This window comes from Sphaerisporangium sp. NPDC049002 (assembly GCF_040649355.1).
Classification (GTDB): domain Bacteria; phylum Actinomycetota; class Actinomycetes; order Streptosporangiales; family Streptosporangiaceae; genus Sphaerisporangium.
This window is the reverse complement of sequence record NZ_JBEZFH010000148.1, coordinates 1-19,173: the sequence shown is the minus strand read 5'-3', so window position 1 is coordinate 19,173 and position 19,173 is coordinate 1. Positions and strand designations below refer to the sequence as shown.

The window sequence follows — 19,173 nt, the reverse complement described above, 5'->3', positions numbered from 1 at the left end:
TCATAAAACACTTCCACCCAACCTCGCCCCCCCCGCCGCCCCCCCCCCCCCCCCCGCGGCTCTCAGTCCCACCCAGCAGGAGAAGAAGCCCGAGGCCATGTTCCGGTTTTTCGTCCGTCGACTCATCGGCGCAGTCGTGATCCTGCTGATCATCAGTGCCGTCACGTTCTTCCTTTTCTACGCGATCCCCCGCGACCCCGCCCGGGCCTTCTGCGGGAAGATCTGCCCACCCCAGAACCTCGCGCTGATCCGCCACAACCTGGGCATGGACGAGCCGCTGTTCCTGCAGTACTGGCACTGGTTGATCGGCATCTTCGCCGGGCGCGACCTCGTGCAGTTCGGCGAGTGCTTCGCGCCCTGCCTCGGTTACTCGTTCGCCACCCAGGAGCCCGTCTTCTCGGCCATCATCGACCGCTTCCCCGTCACCCTCTCGGTGACCATCGGCGCGGCGGCCGTGCTCCTGAGCTTCGGCATCGTCACCGGCATGATCGCGGCCTGGCAGCAGGGGAAGCCGCTCGACAAGATCGCCAGCACGTCGTCGGTGGTCGGCGCCTCGCTGCAGATCTACTTCATCGGGCCCATCCTGGTCTTCTTCATCGTGGACAGCCTCGGCCTGCTACCGCGCCCCTCGTACGTCCCGTTCACCGAGGACCCGCTCGGGTGGTTCATCCACCTGCTGATCCCGTGGGTCGTGCTGTCGATCATCTTCACCGCCAACTACACCCGCATGACCAGGTCGGTGATGGTGGAGCAGCTCGCCGAGGACTACGTGCGCACGGCGCGGGCCAAGGGCATGTCGAGCCGCACGGTCTTCCTCCGGTTCGCCTGGCGTGGCGCGATGATCCCCATCGTCACCATCTTCGGCGTGGACCTCGCCACCCTCCTCGGCGGCGCGATCATCACCGAGCAGACGTTCACGCTGCACGGCATCGGCGAACTGGCCGTACGCGCCGTGCAGAACACCGACCTGCCCATGCTTCTCGGTGTCACCCTGGTGGGAGCGTTCGCGATCGTGTTGCTGAACATCGTGGTGGACATCCTTTACGCCTTCATCGACCCGCGCGTCAGGCTGGGCTGACCGGCCATGCGCACACGTACGACTCCGAGGAGCAGCAAGTGACCACCGTCACCTGGGACCGCGAGCCCGTTGCACCGCGTGGTCCCGGGCCGTTCCTGTCGGTCCGCGACCTTTCGGTGGAGTTCAGCACCGAGGACGGCGTCGTCCACGCGGTGGACGGCCTCTCGTTCGACCTGGAGAAGGGCACCACCCTCGGCATCGTGGGCGAGTCCGGGTCGGGCAAGTCGGTCTCCAACCTGGCGATCCTCGGCCTGCACGACCCGGCCCACACCAAGATGGGCGGGGAGATCTGGCTGGAGGACCAGGAGCTCATCGGCGCCGACCGCGCCACGATGGAGAAGCTCCGCGGCAACCGGGTCGCCATGATCTTCCAGGACCCGCTGACCTCGCTGTCGCCGTACCACACGGTCGGCCGGCAGATCTCCGAGGTCTACCGCAAGCACAAGGGCGCCAGCAAGAAGGACGCCCGGGCACGGGCCGTCGAGATGCTGGAGCGGGTGGGCATCCCCCACGCCAAGACCCGGGTGGACGACTACCCCCACCAGTTCTCCGGCGGCATGCGCCAGCGCGTCATGATCGCCATGTCGCTGGTGTGCGACCCGGACCTGCTCATCGCCGACGAGCCGACGACCGCCCTGGACGTCACCGTGCAGGCGCAGATCCTCGACCTGCTCAATGACCTCCAGCAGGACTTCGGCACCTCCATCATCCTGATCACCCACGATCTCGGCGTGGTGGCCAAGACCGCGCACAACGTGCTGGTGATGTACGCGGGGCGGTCGGTCGAGCAGGGCAGCGTCCAGCAGGTGCTGCGCGAGCCGCACCATCCCTACACCTGGGGCCTGCTCGGCTCGATGCCGAAGCTGAACTCCAACGTGGACCTTCCGCTGCTGCCCGTGCGCGGCACGCCGCCCAGCCTGCTCAACCCCCCTCCGGGCTGTCCCTTCCACCCCCGGTGCGACTACCGCCAGGTGGTCGGTTCCGATCTGTGCGCCCGCGAGCGGCCCGAGCTGTCCCCGGCGGAGGGACACAGGGACGCCTGCTACCTGACGCTCGCGCAGAAGCGGGAAATCTTCGACGGCACCATCAAGGAACGACTGTGACCGAGACTCTGCTGGAGCTGTCCGGCCTGACCAAGCACTTCCCCGTCATGGGCGGGATGGTCTTCAAGCGCCAGGTCGGGCGCGTGCACGCCGTGGACGGCATCGACCTGACCGTGGGGGCCGGCGAGGCCCTCGGCCTGGTGGGCGAGTCGGGTTGCGGCAAGTCCACCACCGGCCGCCTGGTCGCCCGGCTGCTCGAACCGACGGCCGGCACGATCCGCTACCGTGGCAACGACATCAGCCACGCCAGCCGCCGCGAGCTGAAGCCGATCCGCTCCGAGATCCAGATGATCTTCCAGGACCCGTACTCGTCGCTGAACCCGCGTCACACCGTGGGCACGATCATCAGCGGGCCCATGGAGGTCAACGGGATCCAGCCCGAAGGCGGGCGGCAGAAGCGCGTCCAGGAGCTGCTGGAGATCGTCGGCCTCAACCCCGAGCACTACAACCGGTTCCCCCACGAGTTCTCCGGAGGACAGCGGCAGCGCATCGGCGTCGCCCGCGCGCTGGCCCTGTCTCCCAAGCTCATCGTGGCCGACGAGCCGGTGTCCGCGCTGGACGTGTCCATCCAGGCCCAGGTGGTCAACCTCCTGCAGCAGCTCCAGCGCGACCTCGGCATCGCGTTCCTGTTCATCGCCCACGACCTCGCGGTGGTACGGCACGTCTCCCAGCGCGTGGCCGTGATGTACCTCGGCAAGATCGTCGAGGTCGGCGACCGGGATTCGATCTACGAGCGGCCCCGCCACCCCTACACCCACGCGCTGCTGTCCGCCGTGCCCGAGGTGGCGGTGCCCGAGGAGGGCGTCGCGACCGAGCGGATCCGCCTGGCCGGGGACGTGCCCTCGCCGATCGACCCGCCGTCCGGCTGCCGGTTCCGCACGCGGTGCTGGAAGGCCAAGGAGAAGTGCGCGGCCGAGGAGCCGCCGCTGATCCAGATCGGCGGCAACCGCGAGGGTCACCTCACCGCCTGCCACTTCCCCGAGGAGCCCACCACCCACGGCGAGAAGGAGATCGTCCTGGACCCGGCGCTCGCCTGACCGCGTCCGCCTCCTCCCCTGGCACTGATCGTCGCGACGCCATAGGTTCGAGCCAGGCCCGTGACAGGCGAACGAGGGTGGAGGCAGCAGTGGCAGCGCTTCAGGGGAAGATGGCCGTCGTCACCGGAGGGTCCCGGGGCATCGGCAGGGCGATCGTGGAACGGCTCGCCCGCGACGGCGCCGAGGTCGTGTTCACGTACGCGAGCAACGCCGGGGCCGCGGCGGAGGTCGAGGAGACGGTGAAGGCCGAGGACGGCGCGGCCCACGGGATCCAGGCCGACCTGGGCGAGCCAGGATCCGCCGAGCGGGTGATGGAGAGGGCCGCCGAGCTTCTCGGAGCCCTCGACATCGTCGTCAACAACGCCGCCGCGACCTTCACCCCGGCCCCCATCGCCGAGACCGGCGACGAGCTGTTCGACCGCGTCATGACGGTCAACGCGAGGTCGGCCTTCGTCATCATCCGGTACGCCGCGAGGCACCTGCGCGACGGGGGCCGCATCGTCAACATCTCCACCCTCAACACCGCCCGCCCGGCGCCCGGCATCGCGCCGTACGCCGCCAGCAAGGGGGCGCTTGAGCAGCTCACCGCCGTCGCGGCGCAGGAGCTCGGCCCGCGCGGCGTCACCGTGAACACCGTCTCCCCCGGCGCCACCGACACCGACCTGCTGCGGGCCACCAATCCGGCCGACCGGCTGCGCATGGTCTCCGCGATCACCCCGCTCCGCCGCGTCGGGCAGCCCTCGGACGTGGCCGACGTCGTGGCGTTCCTCGCCGGTCCCGACGGCCGCTGGGTGACCGGGCAGAACATCCTCGCCACCGGAGGCCTGGTCTGACCGGACTTTGTCCAGTGAGAGGAAGAAGGGGTACTATGCGGCAGAACTTCGCGCGGTGCCCGCGTAGGTAGCCATCCTCACTCGCGCAGTCCCCGACCTGGAGGGCGCGTCCGGCGAATGACAGCTCGCCCCGAAAACATCCATCAGTCGCGGCTCCTCCTGCTCCTGCGCGGAGAGGGCCCACGCTCGCGCGCCGAGCTCGGCGACGTCGTCCGGCTCTCCCGGTCGAAGCTGGCCGTGGAGCTCGACCGGCTCGCCGATCTCGGGCTCGTGGAGCCCGCCGGGCTGGCGGCCTCCCGTGGCGGCCGGCGCTCCGGCATCGTGCGCATCGCGTCGGACCTGCGGTTCGCCGGCATCGACATCGGCGCCACGTCGATCGACGTGGCGGTGACCAACGGCGAGCTGGAGGTGCTCGGGCACCTGTCCGCCCCGGCGGACATCCGCGAGGGCCCGGCCGCCGTCCTCGCCCAGGCCCGGGAGCTGCTGGACAAGCTGCGGGCCAGGGGCATCGCCGGCGAGATCCACGGCACAGGCGTCGGCCTGCCGGGTCCGGTCAGCTTCCCCGAGGGCGTGCCGGTGGCGCCCCCGATCATGCCCGGCTGGGACCGCTACCCGGTGCGGGAGGCGATGAGCGAGGAGCTCGGCTGTCCCGTGCTCGTCGACAACGACGTGAACATCATGGCGCTCGGCGAGCTGCACGCCGGGCTCGCCAGGTCGGTGGACGACTTCCTCCTCGTGAAGATCGGGACCGGCATCGGGTGCGGCATCGTGGTCGACGGCCAGATCTACCACGGGGTGACCGGCAGCGCGGGCGACATCGGGCACATCCAGGTCGACGACCACGGCCCCATGTGCGCCTGCGGCAACACCGGCTGCCTGGAGGCCTACTTCGGAGGCGCCGCCCTGGCCAGGGACGCCCTCGCGGCGGGGCGGTCCGGCCGTTCCGCGTTCCTCACCGCGCTGCTCGCCGAGAGGGGCGCGCTCACGGCGGAGGACGTCGGGGCGGGGGCCGTCGCGGGCGACGCGATGGCGCTGAGCATGGTCCGTGACGGGGGCCGGCGGGTCGGCAGGGTGCTCGCGAGCCTGGTGAGCTTCTTCAACCCCGGCCTGGTGATCATCGCGGGCGGGGTGGCCGGGCTCGGCCACGTGCTGCTCGCCCAGGTCCGCAGCGTCGTCTACCAGCGGTCTCTGCCCCTGGCCACGGGGAACCTCCCCATCGTGCTGTCCGAGCTGGGGGACACCGCGGGCGTCCTCGGGGCGACCCGCCTGATCAGCGACCACGTGTTCGCCGCGCACGCCTAGCCGCGGGTCCACGGCCGGTCGGCCATCGACAAGGCGCACGGCAGATCTCCATCATCGCGGTGATACAGCGCATTACTGCGACATTTCGGATCCTAGGTAGGACATCCGCCACTGGCAAGGGTCCACACTGGAGCCGCCCGGCCGGCCGGAGGGTCCACCGCGCCTCGCCTCGACACATCCGGTCACCAGGGACAAACCGGTCTAAGCAGGGACTTTGTCCAGCTGTGAGGAAAAGTCCAAATTGAGATGACGAAACTTCTTCCAAAACCGGCAAAAGCCGCGTAACTTCCACGCCAAGTTCTTCGCACAGTAACAAGGGGCTGGAGTGAGCCGAGCGGCGGCATCGACCGGCAGCACACCGGGGCCACAAGTGCCGAGGGAGTCGCTGCGTCCGGAACGGAAAGGAGCCGGCCACCAGCTCTGCCACGGCATCGGGGACCAGCACGTTCTTCACCACCCACGCGCAAGGCGGGAGTACAACGCAATGAGTGCACACGAAGAGGAGATCCAGGTGGGCGGCGCGCTGCGCCGCGGTCTGGGGCTCAACCGGCGTCAGTTCCTGGCGGCCACGACCGGGGTCACCGCGGTGGCCGCCGTCACCGCGGTCGGCGGGCTCGGGTCCGCGGCCCGCGCGGCCGCCGGCCCGAACGGCGTCCTCATCCCGCCGCCCAGGCGCGGCATCATCCTGTACACCGTCCGGGACGCGATCTCGCGCGACCCGAACTCGACCCCCCTGGCCTCCGGCTTCCGCAAGGTCTTCGAGGAGCTCGGGCGGATCGGCTACGCGCAGGTCGAGTTCGCGGGCTACACCCAGCACGCCAACTCCGAGGGGGGCGCGAACCTGGAGAGCGTCGCCGGCGCCCGACTGCTGCGTGGGTGGCTGGACGACAACGGCCTCAAAGCGCAGGGCAACCACGGCTACATCCCGGGCTCGTGGCCGTTCACCCAGCCCGACCTGGACCGCTTCAAGCAGCACCTGGAGATCGCCAACATCCTCGGCATGGACCACGTGGGGACGGGCAACGACCCCACGGGCAGCGCCTACAAGGCCGACTGGGACATCGCCGCCGCCAAGTGGAACGCGCTCGGCTCGATCGCCCGCGACGCCGGGCTCAAGCTCTACACTCACAACCACGACGTGGCGTACAGCTTCCTGCTCGACAGCGGCCCGCTCGACGCGCAGGGCCGGCCCACCCGCTCGTCGGGCATCCGCAGGCTGGAGTACTTCCTCCAGATCAGCGACCCCAAGGCCGTCCACCTGGAGATGGACATCTTCTGGGCGCACGTGGCCCAGTACAAGCACCGTACGTTCACCGCGCCCGACGGCTCGGTCCAGACCGACATCTTCGACCCGCTGTCGGTGGTCAGGCCGAACACCAAGCGCTTCCCGCTGTTCCACGCCAAGGACGGCAGGTCCAACCCGGCGACCGGCAACGGCTACGACATGGTGCCCTTCGGCACCGGTGACATCGACTACGCCGCCTTCTTCAGGGGCGTGGGCGCCAAGGGATCCCACAACCCGATGTACGAGCAGGACAACGCCCCCGGCGGCACGGCCAACCCGGGGCAGTCACTGCAGTACGCCGAGGTGAGCTACGACAACATGGCCGCGCTGCGGGGGTAGCGAACCCCGACGGTCCCCGGCGGACCGCCACGTGCTCCTTGCAGCGGCACGCGTGGCGGCCCGCCCTCTATCTGAGCCCCCCCAGAAGAAGAGGCGCAGCTGTTGAAGCTTACCCGTACCCTGCTCGGCGGTGTCGTGGCCGCCATGGCACTGTCGCTGACGGCGCCCGGCGCCGTCCCCGCCTACGCGCACCCGGGGCACGACCCCGCGACCGAGTGGTCCAGCTACGAGAAGATCACCCTCAGCAAGAGCGTCGGCGAGCCGATCGACATGGCGGTGCTGCCCGACAGGCGCGTGCTGCACACCGCGCGCACCGGCGACATCCGGCTGACCGATCCCGCCACCGGCATCACCAAGATCATTAATACCATCCCGGTCTACAACAACTCCGAGGACGGTCTCCAGACGATCGGGATCGACCCGGACTTCGCCGACAACAAGTGGGTCTACGTCTACTACGCGCCGAAGACCATGACGGCGCCTTACCCGGAGACCACCCCCACCGGCGCCTCGCCGAACGCCGTGCCCGCCGGCGCCGACGAGACGTACTGGAACCAGTGGAAGGGCTACAACCAGCTCTCCCGGTTCAAGTGGACCGGTGACGCCCTGGACCTGACCACCGAGCAGGTCATCATCAAGGTCGAGACGCAGCGCGGGCAGTGCTGCCACGTCGCCGGCGACTTCGACTGGGACGACGACGGCAACCTCTACCTCGCGACCGGTGACAACACCCCGGCGAGCGCCCCCGGGGCCAACGGTTTCGCGCCCAACAACGACGCCCCGGGCATGAACCCCGGCTTCGACTCGCGGCGCGGCGCGGGCAACAGCAACGACCTGCGGGGCAAGATCCTCCGGATCAAGGTGGGGGCCGACGGCTCGTACACGATCCCCGCCGGCAACCTGTTCCCGGTGGGGACCGCGAAGACCCGTCCGGAGATCTTCGTGACGGGCGTGCGGAACCCGTTCCGCATGGACGTCGACCCCGGCACCGGCACGGTCTCCTGGGGCGACTACGGCCCCGACGCCGGCGCTCCGGACGCGGCCCGCGGCCCGATGGGGTACGTGGAGTGGAACGTCACCCCCATCACCAAGCCGGTGAACGCCGGCTGGCCGTACTGCACGGGCGACAACTTCAACTACAACAACTGGAACTTCGCCACCGCCACGCCGCGTGAGTGGTTCGACTGCGCGGCAGGGCCGTCGAACACCTCCCGGTGGAACTCCGGCCTGGACAAGCTGCCGCCCGCGACGCCGGCGGACCTGTACTACGGCGACAACAACACCCACCAGCCCGCCGAGTGGGCCGGGCTCACCGACTTCGACCTGCAGCAGAACGGCCAGGGCCCGATGGGCGGCCCGGTCTACCACTACGACGCGGACAACCCCTCGCCCACCAAGTTCCCGCAGTACTGGGACAAGAAGTTCTTCTTCGCGGAGTTCTCGCAGGACTACCTGGCCGCGTTCACCGTGACGGGCTCGGACGGGCCGGTCACCGCGATCGAGCAGTTCCTGCCGAACAGCGAGCTGAAGAAGATGGCGATGCCCATCACCGACAGCCCGATGGACATCGAGTTCGGCCCCGACGGCTCGCTGTACGTGCTCGACTACGGCAACGGCTTCTTCCGCGAGAACCCCGAGGCGGGCCTGTACCGCATCGACTACACGCCGGGGAACAAGTCGCCCCAGGCGAAGATCGCCGTCGACAAGCGGTCCAGCAGCACCGCTCCCCTCACCGTCGGGTTCAGCGGCGCGGCGTCCACCGACACCGAGCCGGGCCAGCTGACCTACGAGTGGGACTTCGACGGCAACGGCTCCTTCGACGCCACGGGCGTCACCGCCTCGCACACCTACGACAAGCTCGGCCAGTACATCGCCCGGCTGCGGGTGACCGACGCGCAGGGCAAGTTCGGGCTGACCACCATCGAGATCAGCGTGGGCAACACCGCGCCGAAGGTGACCATCGCCACTCCCGGCGACGGCGCGTTCATCGACTGGGGCAACGCCGTGCCGTTCCGCGTGGAGGTCACCGACGAGGAGGACGGGAACAGCCCCGTCTGCGGCAGGGTGCAGTGGACGTTCGGCCTCGGCCACGACACCCACGCCCACCCGATCACCACCGGCACCGGCTGTACGGGCGCGTGGGCCACGCCCGCGGACGCGCCCGACCACGGCGTGACCGAGAACATCTTCGGCGTCGTCGTGGTGAGCTACCGGGACAACGGCGCCAACGGCATCCCCGGCGCGCTCGGCGACACGACGCTCATCCTCAACCCCAAGCTCATGCAGGCCGAGCACGCCGACGCCCTCAGCGGCGTCACCAGGACCCCGGACGAGACCGCGTCCGGGCTGAGCAAGATCACCTCGTTCGACGCCGGGGACTGGATCGCCTATGACCCGGTGAACCTCGCCGGCATCACGTCGGTGAAGACGCAGGCCTCCGGCGCGGGCACGCTGTCGCTGCGCTGGAACTCCCCGGCGGCCGCGCCGTTCGCGACCGTCACGGTGCCCGCGGGGACGGGCTGGCAGACGGTCACCACCGGGCTGCCGAACGCCCCCACGGGCAGCGGCAAGCTGTACGTCACCTCGACGGGCGGCGTCGACGTCGACGCGTTCACCTTCGTGGGCGACGGCGCCGCCGACAAGACGCCGCCGACGGTCTCGGCGACGCTCAACCCGGCCCAGCCCGGCGGCGAGAACGGCTGGTACACCGGCAACGTCACGCTGACGGTCACCGCCACCGACAACGGCACGGTGTCGAGCCGTCAGTATTCGCTCAACGGCGGCACGACCTGGTCGAACGCCAACAACCCGGTCACCCTGAGCACCGAGGGCACGACCGAGGTGCGCTACCGGGCGACCGACAACGGCGGCAACGTCTCGCAGGTCGGCACCATCACGGTGCGGATCGACAAGACCGCCCCGGCGCTGTCGGTGAGCGGGGTGGAGGCCAGGCAGTACGGCGACTCGGCCTCGGTCACGCCCGTCTTCTCGGCGTCCGACGCGACCTCGGGCGTGGCGAGCGTGACGGCGACGATCGACGACAAGGCGGTCGTCTCCGGGCAGCCGCTCGCCCTGTGGAAACTGGCGCTCGGCCGGCACACGCTGACCGTCACAGCGAAGGACAAGGCAGGGCAGACCACCAAGCAGACCGTCACGTTCGAGGTCACGACCTCCTTCACCGACCTCGGCGCTCTCCTTGACGCCTTCAGTGCGGCGGGAAAGGTGCACAGCGGCTCGCTCGCGGCGCAACTCAAGGAGGCCGAGAAGCAGGCGGGCAAGGACGCGCCCGCCAAGGCGATCAAGAAGCTGGACCAGTTCACGGAGTTCGCCCGTGACCCGCAGAAGGTGACCGACCCGGATGTACGCGACGTGCTCGTCCGCGACGCGGAAGCCCTGATCGCACGACTGCGCGGCTAGGCCCACCGGCCCGGGCCCCGCTCACGGCAGGGCTCGGGCCGGTGCGCATCAGGGCGGGGAGAACCCAGGGGCTCTCCCCGCCCTGGCTTGGATCCCCACCGCATCGCGGCGAGGGGAAAGGGAGACGCGGCGAAGGCAGGCGGTCCGGCGCTAGAGCGCGCGCTCGGCCTGGGCGCGGAGGTCCTGTACGGCCCTCGCCGGGTCGTCGGAGCCGTAGACCGCGTTGCCGGCGACGAACACGTCGGCGCCGGCCTCGGCGCAGCGCTCGATGGTCTTGGCCGAGACCCCGCCGTCCACCTGGAGCCAGATCTCGCCGCCGTGCTTGCCGATCAGCTCGTGCGCCTTGCGGATCTTCGGGAGCATGATGTCGAGAAAGGACTGCCCGCCGAACCCGGGCTCGACGGTCATCACCAGGAGCATGTCGATCTCGCTGAGCAGGTCCTCGTAGTCCTGGACCGCCGTGCCCGGGTTCAGGGCGAACCCCGCCCTCGCGCCGGCGGACCTGATCTGGCGCAGGGTCCGCACCGGGGCCTTGGCGGCCTCGGCGTGGATCGTGACGCTGCCCGCCCCCGCCTCGGCGTAGGCGGGGGCCCAGCGGTCAGGGTCCTCGATCATCAAGTGGCAGTCGAGCGGCAGGTCGGTCGCCTTGAGCAGCGACTCGACCACCGGCAGCCCGATGGTGAGGTTGGGCACGAAGTGGTTGTCCATCACGTCGACGTGCAGCCAGTCGGCCACGCCCGCGACCTTGGCGGCCACGTCCGCCAGTCGGGCGAAGTCGGCGGTGAGGATGCTTGGTGAAATCTGTACGGCCATGATGCCGCAGTCTAGGACGTCCGCGCCCGGTCACGTCCTCCGGCGGTGCTCTGCCGGATGACCAGGCGGCGGGGCACGGGGATCTCGCGGGCCTCGTCCCCGTCGCCACCCGGGTCAGACCATGTACTGGTCGTGGCGTAGGTAGAGGTCGGTCCACTCTTCGGGGGTCAGGCCGCGGCCGGTGGCGGCGATCTCGGCGAGCTCCTCGAAGTAGGCCTCGCGCGGCGCGCCCGGAGCGAAGTGCAGCAGCATCGACGCGGGCTCACCCGACTCGTTGCGGAACGCGTGGACACCGCCCTCCGGCACGTGCAGGAAGTCGCCCGGGGTCGCCTCGATCCACGTGTCGCCGTTGTAGAGGCGGATCGTCCCGGACAGGACGTAGAACGACTCCGACATCGTGCGGTGGAAGTGGGCGCTCGGCCCGCTGGGCTTCGGGCCCATGTCCCACCGGTACAGGCCGAACTGGCCGTTCGTCGTCGCGCCGGTGGCCAGGTAGCTGACCTCCGTGCCGCCCTGGCCGATGGTCAGCTCGGCCGCGTGCCCGGCACGCCGGTACGTCGCGCTGACTTCGCCCTCGGCGGCGAAGTACGTCGGCTCCGGATATGACATGTCGCCCCTTCCACTTTGTACGATCATCACTGCTCGCCACCGCCCCGGCGAGGAGCGCCGGTCAGGACCCCTTGCGGAGCAGGGCCAGGAACATCGCGTCGGTGCCGTGGTGGTGCGGCCAGAACTGGGCGTACGGCCCGTCGCCGAGATGGTCGACCTCGTCCAGGAACGCGGGGGCGTCGAGGATCTCCACGTCGCTGCGGCGTTTCGCCACGTCGCCGACCACGGCCTGGGTCTCGGCCAGGTGCGGCGAGCAGGTGACGTAGGCCACGACGCCGCCCGGCCGGGCGGCGTCCAGGGCCGAGCCGAGCAGGCGGCGCTGGAGCGCGGCCAGCTCCGGCACGCTCTCGGGGGAGCGCCGCCAGCGCGCCTCGGGACGACGGCGCAGAGCGCCGAGACCCGTACACGGCGCGTCCACCAGCACCCGGTCGAACGCCGAGGCCCGCCAGGCGGGCTCGGTGCCGTCGGCGGTGACGACCCCGGCCCTGCGCGTCGCCTTCCACACCAGCCTGGCGCGGTGGAACCGCTGGTCGGAGGCCAGCAGGTGGCGCCCGTCCTGGATGGCGAGCGCGTCGAGCAGCCCCGCCTTGCCCCCCGGGCCGGCGCACATGTCGAGCCACAGGCGGTCGGAACCCTCCACCGGCACCCGCGTCAGGGCCAGGGCCACAAGCTGGCTGGCCTCGTCCTGGACGGCCGCGCGGCCCTGCGACACCGCCTCGATCGAGGCCGGGTCGCCCTCGGGCAGATAGGCCGCGTACGGCGAGTAGCGCGCGGGGACGGCGCCCCCGTCGACCAGCTCGCCGACCGTGCTGCGCCCCGGCCAGGCGACCAGGGTCACCCCCGGACGCTCGTTGTCGGCGGCGAGCAGCGCGGCGGTCTCCTCGGCGTCGCCCCCCACGGCGTCACGGAGCGCCGAGGTGATCCACCGGGGGTGGCTGTGGGCGACGGCGAGATGGCCGATCGGGTCGTCCTCGAAGCTCGGGGCCACGATGGGCAGCCACTGGTGGAAGTCCCTGGTGGCGACCTTGCGCAGGATCGCGTTGGCGAACTTGGAGGCGCCCACGCCGATGCGCAGCCGTACGAGGTCGACGGTCGCGCTGACGGCGGCGTGCGGGGGCACCCGGGTCTTCAGGAGCTGGTGGACGCCGATGCGGATGGCGTCGAGCAGCGGAGGGTCGATCTCCTCGGGGGGCCGGTCGCTGCACGCTGCGATGATCTCGTCGTAGGTGCCGAGGCCGCGCAGGGTGCCGTAGGCCAGCTCGGTCGCCAGCGCGGCGTCCCGCCCGGCCAGGCCGCGCTCGCGCAGCAGCGTGGGCATCAGCAGGTTGGCGTAGGCGTCGCGCTCGTCGACGGCCCGCAGGAGATCGTAGGCGACGTTGCGCGCCTCGTCGCGCACCGGCTTCGGCCGCTTCCCGTGGGCACGGCCCCCGTTCTTCGACCGGCCCGCCTGTCTGTCCCCCGGCGTCACATTTCCCCCGTAGTCATGTCCGACCGGTCTGCCCGATCCCCACCAGCTTCGCGTCCGCCCATGTCCGGGTCAGCCGAGCCGGTCGCCGGCCTCGACGCGGGCACCGCGTGCCCACTCGCCGGCCGTCATCTGGCGCTTGCCCTGCGGCTGGACCTCGCCGAGCAGCACCGGGTGGCTCGCGGTGCCCACCAGGACGGTGTTCTTGGCGACGGCGATCTCGCCGGGCGCGAGCGTCCCCACGCCGGGGACCAGCGCCGTGGCGTCCTGCACCGGCCGGACGGGGCCGAGCTTGAGCCGCCCGCCGCGGAACTCGGCCCAGGCGCCCGGAGCGGGCGTGCAGGCTCGGACGAGCCGGTCGACGCGCATCGCGGGCGCCGTCCAGTCGACCCGGGCGTCGACCACGTCGATCTTGTGGGCGTAGCTGATGCCGTCGGCGGGCTGCGGGCGGGCGTCCAGCTTGCCGTCCTGCACGCCGTCGAGCGTCGCCGCGAGCAGCCCGGCGCCCGACTCGGCGAGGCGGGCCAGCAGCTCGCCGCTGGTGTCGGTGGGCCTGATCTCCTCGGTCACGACGCCGTAGACGGGCCCGGCGTCGAGCTCCTTGACGATCTGGAACGTCGCGGCCCCGGTGATGGGGTCGCCGTGCAGCACGGCGTGCTGCACGGGAGCGGCGCCCCGCCACGCGGGCAGCAGCGAGAAGTGCAGGTTGATCCAGCCGTGGCGCGGGATGTCGAGCGCCGCCTGAGGCAGCAGCGCGCCGTAGGCGACCACCGGGCAGCAGTCGGGCTCGATCTGCCTGAGCCTGTCGAGGAACTGCGGGTCACCCGCCTTGGCCGGCCTGAGCACCTCGACCCCGGCGGACTCGGCCAGCTCCGCCACGGGGCTGGAGTGGACCTTGCGGCCCCGCCCCGACTGGGCGTCCGGCCGGGTCACCACGGCCACCACCTCGTGCCGGGGCGAGTCGAGCAGCGCCCGGAGCGACGGCAGGGCGGTTTCCGGGGTTCCGGCGAAGACGAGGCGCACGGTGCTAGAGGGCCTTCCCTTGAGTGGCGTGCGGCGAGAACTTGACCGCGGGAGCCGAAAGGCCGCTCCACTCGGCCTCGCGGATCGCCTTCATCGCCAGCTTGCGCTGCTTGGGGTCCATGCGGTCGATGAACAGCACGCCGTCGAGGTGGTCGGTCTCGTGCTGCACGCACCGGGCCAGCAGGTCGGTGCCCTCGATCGTGACGGGCTCACCGTGCATGTCGAGCCCCTTGGCCACGGCGCGGATCGCGCGCGGCGTCGGGAAGGCGAGGCCCGGGAAGGACAGGCAGCCCTCCTCGCCCTCCTCGTCCTTCTCGTCCGACAGATCGAGGGTGGGGTTGATCAGATGGCCGAGCGTGTCGTCGACGTAGTAGGTGAAGACACGCAGGCCCACGCCGATCTGGGGCGCGGCGAGCCCCGCCCCCGGCGCGTCCATCATGGTGTCGGTGAGGTCCTTGACGAGCTTGCGCAGCTCCTTGTCGAAATCCCTGACCGGCTCCGCGGGGGTGCGCAGCACCGGATCGCCGAACAGGCGGATCGACTGAATTGCCACGGACAACTCCGTTCACATCACGAATTGAAGGTCCCCCTAGTTTATGGCTCGCCGGGAACGCGGCGTTTGCGGTCGGGCCCGCCACGCGCCGCGGGCCCGCAGCCATGCCCCGCCCGCCGTAGGCCCGGAGCGACGCCCCGCCCGCCCACGGCCACGCCCGGCCGTGATCAGCGGGACCGTGCCTTCATGGCCGCCTTGCGTGACGCCTTGGCCACCGCGGGGTCCGGGTGGTGGGCGCCGAGCAGCTCAAGAACGGCGATGGCGTCGGGGTGGCCGCTGCGGCTCATGTCCTCCACCAGGCGCAGCAGCTCGTCTCCGGCCTCCAGCGCCTCGAACTCGCCCATCGCCTCGTGGGCGTCGGGGATGTGCAGCAGCGTCGCCAGCGTGTCGACCGCGAGCCAGGTGCCGTCGTCCTCGGTGAGGGCGGGAGCGTCCAGGTCGCGCACACCGAGCCAGACGGCCGCGTGCCGCCACATCGAGGGCTCGGCCAGCGCCTCGCGCATCGCGGGCTCGGCCTCCGGCCCCATCTCCTCAAGGACCGTGCCGATCACGCCGCGCTGCCCGGCGGTGCCGGACGCCGCGACCTTGATCAGCTCACGGGCGGCGTCCTCGGGAACGCGGCGCTCGACCCAGAGCATCGGGGCGCTCGACGGCGCCTCGCCCGACAGCATCGCGTCGACCAACTCGGCGGCGCTGAGCTCGGCGAACCCGGCGATCTCCGACAGCAGCGGCGCGTCGTGGCCCTCGCGCAGCAGATCTTGCCGCACGGCCCACACGCCGAGCGGGGTCAGGCGGACGCTGTCGGCCGTGCGCTCGAAGAGCCCGCAGTAGCGCAGGAGGTCGAGGGCCACGTCGAGCTCGGCGGGAAGCTTCTCGCGCAGCCGCCGCATCTCGGGGGCACGCGCCTCGCAGCCGATCTCGTGGGCCTGGAGCATGCCCTCGACCAGGGCGGCGTAGGTGATGCCGTCGCTGGTGGCGTAGATCGTGGCGAGCATCTCGGTGAGGTGCTCGTCGGCCACCGCCGAACCCGTGAGCCCCTCCTCGGTGCGGTCGAGCACGTCCATGACCACACCGTCCCAGAACTCCATCAGGTCGGAAGGCAGGCCGGGCCCGGCGGAGACGCCGGTGCGGACGACGCGGAGCAGGCCGGTGTTGACGGCGACGATCCAGGCCAGGCGCAACCGGTCGTCGCCGACGCCGAGCTCCGCCGCGGCCTCGCGGGCGTCGGCGGCGAGCAGCAGCCCCTCGCCCGTCACCTCACGGGTGCCGGTCCACGCGGCGAGCAGCCGGGCGTCTCTCACGAGCGGCACGGAAAGGACCGCCTCGGCGAGCTCGGCAGAGGACGCGATCTCGACGGGCGGGAAGCTCAGCACCTCGCTCTCGCACTCGCCGCAGTCGCAATCTTCGTCGCCGCCCGCCATCTCGGCGAGCAGCGCCTCACGCTCCTCGCCGGACACGCTTCCCAGCTCGTCGATGAGGTTGCGCAGCTCTCCAAGATCGAAGATGCCGCCGTTCCCGCTGTTGGCCATTCAGGCAACTTACTCCACACCAGCCACAGCCGATGACGGACTGCGGACGTTGACCGAGACCACTCAGTGAATGCCACGGGAGCGCGCCTTGAACGCCGCCTTGCGTGCGGCCTTGGCGAGGTTGCGATCGGGCAGGTGGCGGCCGAGGAGGTCGAGCACCTCGGCGACGTCGGGGTGCTCGACCCGCCACATCTCCTCGATGACATGGGCCGGAGGCCCCGCGGCGGCGAGGCTCCCTGCGAACTCCTCAGGGTCGTCCTCGGCGCCCGGCATGGCCAGGGCCAGCATGTCGACGCTGACCCACAGGACCTCCTCGGGCGTCAGGACGGGCGCGCTCAGGCCGTGGGAGGCCAGCCAGTGGACGACGTGCGGGCGCAGCTCCGGGTCGTCCAGGAACGGCCGTACGGCCGGGGCCGCCTCGGGCCCGAGCCCGTCGACGACCGTGACGGCGACCCCGCGCGCGACCGCCGTCCCCCCTTTCACGGCGGCGAACAGCTCCCGCGCCGCCTCGGCCGGGGAGCGCCGCTCCAGCCACCCGTCTATGTCCCGCTCGGCCTGCTCGGCGGACACGCCCGCCAGCAGGCCCGCCACGAGGCCCTCGGCGTCTCCCTCGGCGGGGTCGGGGGCGACGGGCGCGGCGAGGCCCATGCGGGAGTACATCTCGCGCAGCCCCCACAGTCCGTGCGGGGTCAGCCGGACGGCCTCCCCCGCGCGCTCGACCGTGCCGCAGCGGCCGAGGACGTCGAGCGCCGCTTCCAGCTCGCCGGGGGCCTCCCCGGGGCGGTCGTCCGCCCAGGTCTCGTCGAGGTGCTCGCGCACCGCCAGGACGGCCATGGGCGCCCGCAGCCGGTAGAGCAGCTCGTGGATCGCGTAGAGCTCCCGGTCGACCTGGACGGAACCGGTGACCTCCGCCGCCGGGCCGCCGGTGAGGAACGCCACGGTGCCCGCCCAGAGCTCCAGCACCTCGCCGTCGTCGCGGGAGGCCGGCGGCCGGAAGCCCGGCGCCGCCGTCACCCCCGCGCGGGAGACCTCCGCCAGCTCCAGGGCGACCGCCAGCTCCCAGGCGAGGGAGGGAGAGGCGACGCCGAGCTCCCGGGTGACGCGCGCCGCGTCCCTGACGCGCAGGGCCCCCTTGACCGTCGGCGTGTGGCCGCCCTCCACCATCCAGGCCACCACCAGGTGGGCGTCCCGGAGCAGGCCGGTCTCGCGGGCCGCGCGCGCGACCTCCCCGGGCGGCGCGAGCCGTACGGGCGGGAGCGGCGAGCAGCCGGGGCAGTCGCACCCCTCGTCGTCGGCCGTGACGCCCCGCAGGTGCTGCGTCCCGGCCGCCTCCTCACCCAGGGAGAGGGACGCCCCGGTGCCGAGCGCGTCGGCGTCGGCGTCGGCGCCCATCGCGCCGAAGATGCTCTTGGCCATGCCGAACTTGGAGGTGTCGGCCAGGGCCGCCGGCATCTGGGGCGCGATCTCGTCGATCTTCGCCCGCATGCGGGTGGCCATCTTGGCGCCGATCTCGCCGCTGTCGAGCAGGAAGTCGACGAGCGTGCGCGCCGCCGCGACGGTCTCCGCCGCGCTCTCGGGCGGGGCGATGACCTTGCGCGGGTAGATGTCGAGCAGCAGGTGCTCGAACGTGCCGGGCGTGAAGTCGGAGAGCTCGCTGACGTCCAGGTAGTCGCTGGCGTAGTCGCACAGGAGCCGCACCTCGTCGACGTCCACCGCGACATCCTTCGAGCGCCCCCACGCCCGGATCTCCTCGATGGCCCCGTTCACCCATTCGATCGACACAGGGAGAAACTAACGGCTTACTTTCAGCACCGCGAATCGGCGACCTGGGGTCAGATCAGATCGATCGGATCCATACACACCCGGACCAGGTCGGGAGCCTTACGCGCGGATCTCACGCCCTCCGCTCCCTTGAGCGTCCGCGCCAGCGCGCCGCCGGCTCCCCGGGGCACCCGGATCATGATCCGTTCCTCCGGCTCGCCCGGCGCGTGCCTCGGTGTGTCGACGGGGACGGGGCCGAGCACCTGCGCGCCCTCGGGAAGCGTGAGGCCGGCCGCCATCTCCCTGACCCCGGCGGCGGAGCCGGTCAGCGTGGCCACGCGGACGGCGGGCGGGAACCCCAGCACGGCACGCTCGGCGAGCTCCCGCTCGGCGTGGGTGACCGGGTCCCAGCGCACCAGCGCCTGCACGGCCGGGACCGCCGAGTCGGCGAGCACGACCAGCTCTGCCGCAGGGCGCAGCAGCGCCGCCGCGTTCATCCAGCGGCGCAGGGTCTCCTCGGCCGCGCGCAGGTCGGGACGGCCCAGCAGGGCCCAGCCGTCCAGCAGGACGGCCGCCGTGTAGCCGCCCGCGGCCACCGGCTCCGCTCCCGGCGTGGCCACGACCAGGGCCGGGTTCGGCCCCACCGTGGCGAGGACGCCGTCGCGCCCGGAGGTCTTCACGGGGACGGAGGGGAAGGCGCGCCCGAGCTCCTCGGCCGTGCGCCGTGCGCCGACCACCACGGCCCTCATCCGGTTGCTCCCGCACGCCTGGCAGCGCCAGGTGCCCGCGATGCGGCCGCACCACCGGCAGTACGGCGCGGCATGCCCCCCTCGCAACGCCAACGGCCCCCCGCACAACGCCCCCCCGGCTCCACCGGCCTCCCCCGGTCCCGCGGACGGGGACTGGGTGCAGCGGGCCGGGGCGCGGCAGTGCTGGCAGGCGAGGGCGGGGAGGTAGCCGCGGCGCGGCACCTGGACGAGGACCGGGCCGCTCGCGAGGCCGTGCTTGAGCGCCGCCCATGCCACG

General features: G+C 71.6%; 14 protein-coding genes and 1 pseudogene. 7 read left to right on the top strand and 8 right to left on the bottom strand.

Annotation, left to right across the window (positions count from 1 at the left end; all coding sequences use genetic code 11):
- The first annotated feature begins 97 nt into the window (after window positions 1–97).
- The 7 genes from AB0B89_RS25425 to AB0B89_RS25395 all read left to right on the top strand — a co-directional run bounded on the left by AB0B89_RS25425 (window position 98) and on the right by AB0B89_RS25395 (window position 10,394).
- Complete coding sequence (locus AB0B89_RS25425) at window positions 98–1,078, top strand: ABC transporter permease (RefSeq protein WP_358557622.1); 981 nt, start codon at window positions 98–100, stop codon at window positions 1,076–1,078.
- A 38-nt stretch (window positions 1,079–1,116) separates the two neighbouring features.
- Entirely contained in the window at window positions 1,117–2,181 is a 1,065-nt protein-coding gene (locus AB0B89_RS25420) for an ABC transporter ATP-binding protein (protein WP_358557616.1), read from the top strand.
- On the top strand, window positions 2,178–3,218 hold the full coding sequence (locus tag AB0B89_RS25415; RefSeq protein WP_358557613.1) for a dipeptide ABC transporter ATP-binding protein: 1,041 nt from the start codon (window positions 2,178–2,180) through the stop codon (window positions 3,216–3,218). The genes AB0B89_RS25420 and AB0B89_RS25415 overlap by 4 nt, the downstream gene beginning before the upstream one ends.
- 89 nt (window positions 3,219–3,307) lie before the next feature.
- Window positions 3,308–4,051, top strand: coding sequence for an SDR family oxidoreductase (locus AB0B89_RS25410; RefSeq protein WP_358557610.1), 744 nt, complete (start codon window positions 3,308–3,310; stop codon window positions 4,049–4,051).
- Window positions 4,052–4,168: 117 nt separating this feature from the next.
- The gene (locus AB0B89_RS25405) at window positions 4,169–5,353 is read left to right on the top strand and encodes an ROK family protein (RefSeq protein WP_358557608.1); all 1,185 of its coding nucleotides are present in this window, start codon (window positions 4,169–4,171) and stop codon (window positions 5,351–5,353) included.
- 484 nt (window positions 5,354–5,837) lie between these two features.
- Window positions 5,838–6,977, top strand: coding sequence for a TIM barrel protein (locus AB0B89_RS25400; protein WP_358557605.1), 1,140 nt, complete (start codon window positions 5,838–5,840; stop codon window positions 6,975–6,977).
- 102 nt (window positions 6,978–7,079) lie between these two features.
- A complete protein-coding gene (locus tag AB0B89_RS25395; protein ID WP_358557602.1) occupies window positions 7,080–10,394 on the top strand; it encodes a PQQ-dependent sugar dehydrogenase in 3,315 nt (1,104 codons plus the stop codon).
- Window positions 10,395–10,544: 150 nt separating this feature from the next.
- Here AB0B89_RS25395 and rpe read toward each other — a convergent pair whose 3' ends face one another.
- The 8 genes and pseudogenes from rpe to AB0B89_RS25355 all read right to left on the bottom strand — a co-directional run.
- Window positions 10,545–11,207 (bottom strand): ribulose-phosphate 3-epimerase, encoded by a 663-nt coding sequence (gene rpe, locus AB0B89_RS25390; RefSeq protein ID WP_358557599.1) that lies wholly within the window; start codon window positions 11,205–11,207, stop codon window positions 10,545–10,547.
- 114 nt (window positions 11,208–11,321) lie between these two features.
- Window positions 11,322–11,816, bottom strand: coding sequence for a cupin domain-containing protein (locus AB0B89_RS25385; protein WP_358557597.1), 495 nt, complete (start codon window positions 11,814–11,816; stop codon window positions 11,322–11,324).
- Between the two features lie 61 nt (window positions 11,817–11,877).
- Window positions 11,878–13,212, bottom strand: coding sequence for a transcription antitermination factor NusB (locus AB0B89_RS25380; protein WP_358557619.1), 1,335 nt, complete (start codon window positions 13,210–13,212; stop codon window positions 11,878–11,880).
- Window positions 13,213–13,353: 141 nt separating this feature from the next.
- On the bottom strand, window positions 13,354–14,304 hold the full coding sequence (fmt, locus tag AB0B89_RS25375) for a methionyl-tRNA formyltransferase (RefSeq protein WP_358557594.1): 951 nt from the start codon (window positions 14,302–14,304) through the stop codon (window positions 13,354–13,356).
- Between the two features lie 4 nt (window positions 14,305–14,308).
- Complete coding sequence (gene def, locus AB0B89_RS25370; protein WP_358557591.1) at window positions 14,309–14,857, bottom strand: peptide deformylase; 549 nt, start codon at window positions 14,855–14,857, stop codon at window positions 14,309–14,311.
- Between the two features lie 167 nt (window positions 14,858–15,024).
- On the bottom strand, window positions 15,025–16,386 hold the full coding sequence (locus tag AB0B89_RS25365) for a hypothetical protein (protein ID WP_358557588.1): 1,362 nt from the start codon (window positions 16,384–16,386) through the stop codon (window positions 15,025–15,027).
- 63 nt (window positions 16,387–16,449) lie between these two features.
- Window positions 16,450–18,168, bottom strand: a complete 1,719-nt coding sequence (locus AB0B89_RS25360; RefSeq protein ID WP_358557585.1) for a hypothetical protein — start codon at window positions 18,166–18,168, stop codon at window positions 16,450–16,452.
- 50 nt (window positions 18,169–18,218) lie between these two features.
- Window positions 18,219–19,173: pseudogene (locus AB0B89_RS25355) on the bottom strand (primosome assembly protein PriA); the annotation flags it as partial.

Excerpts from the sequence above, each read along its gene's own strand:
- AB0B89_RS25425 (WP_358557622.1), top strand. The coding sequence starts at position 98 with ATGTTCCGGTTTTTCGTCCGTCGACTCATCGGCGCAGTCGTGATCCTG.
- AB0B89_RS25385 (WP_358557597.1), bottom strand. The coding sequence starts at position 11,816 with ATGTCATATCCGGAGCCGACGTACTTCGCCGCCGAGGGCGAAGTCAGC.
- rpe (WP_358557599.1), bottom strand. The coding sequence starts at position 11,207 with ATGGCCGTACAGATTTCACCAAGCATCCTCACCGCCGACTTCGCCCGA.
- AB0B89_RS25365 (WP_358557588.1), bottom strand. The coding sequence starts at position 16,386 with ATGGCCAACAGCGGGAACGGCGGCATCTTCGATCTTGGAGAGCTGCGC.
- AB0B89_RS25405 (WP_358557608.1), top strand. The coding sequence starts at position 4,169 with ATGACAGCTCGCCCCGAAAACATCCATCAGTCGCGGCTCCTCCTGCTC.
- AB0B89_RS25400 (WP_358557605.1), top strand. The coding sequence starts at position 5,838 with ATGAGTGCACACGAAGAGGAGATCCAGGTGGGCGGCGCGCTGCGCCGC.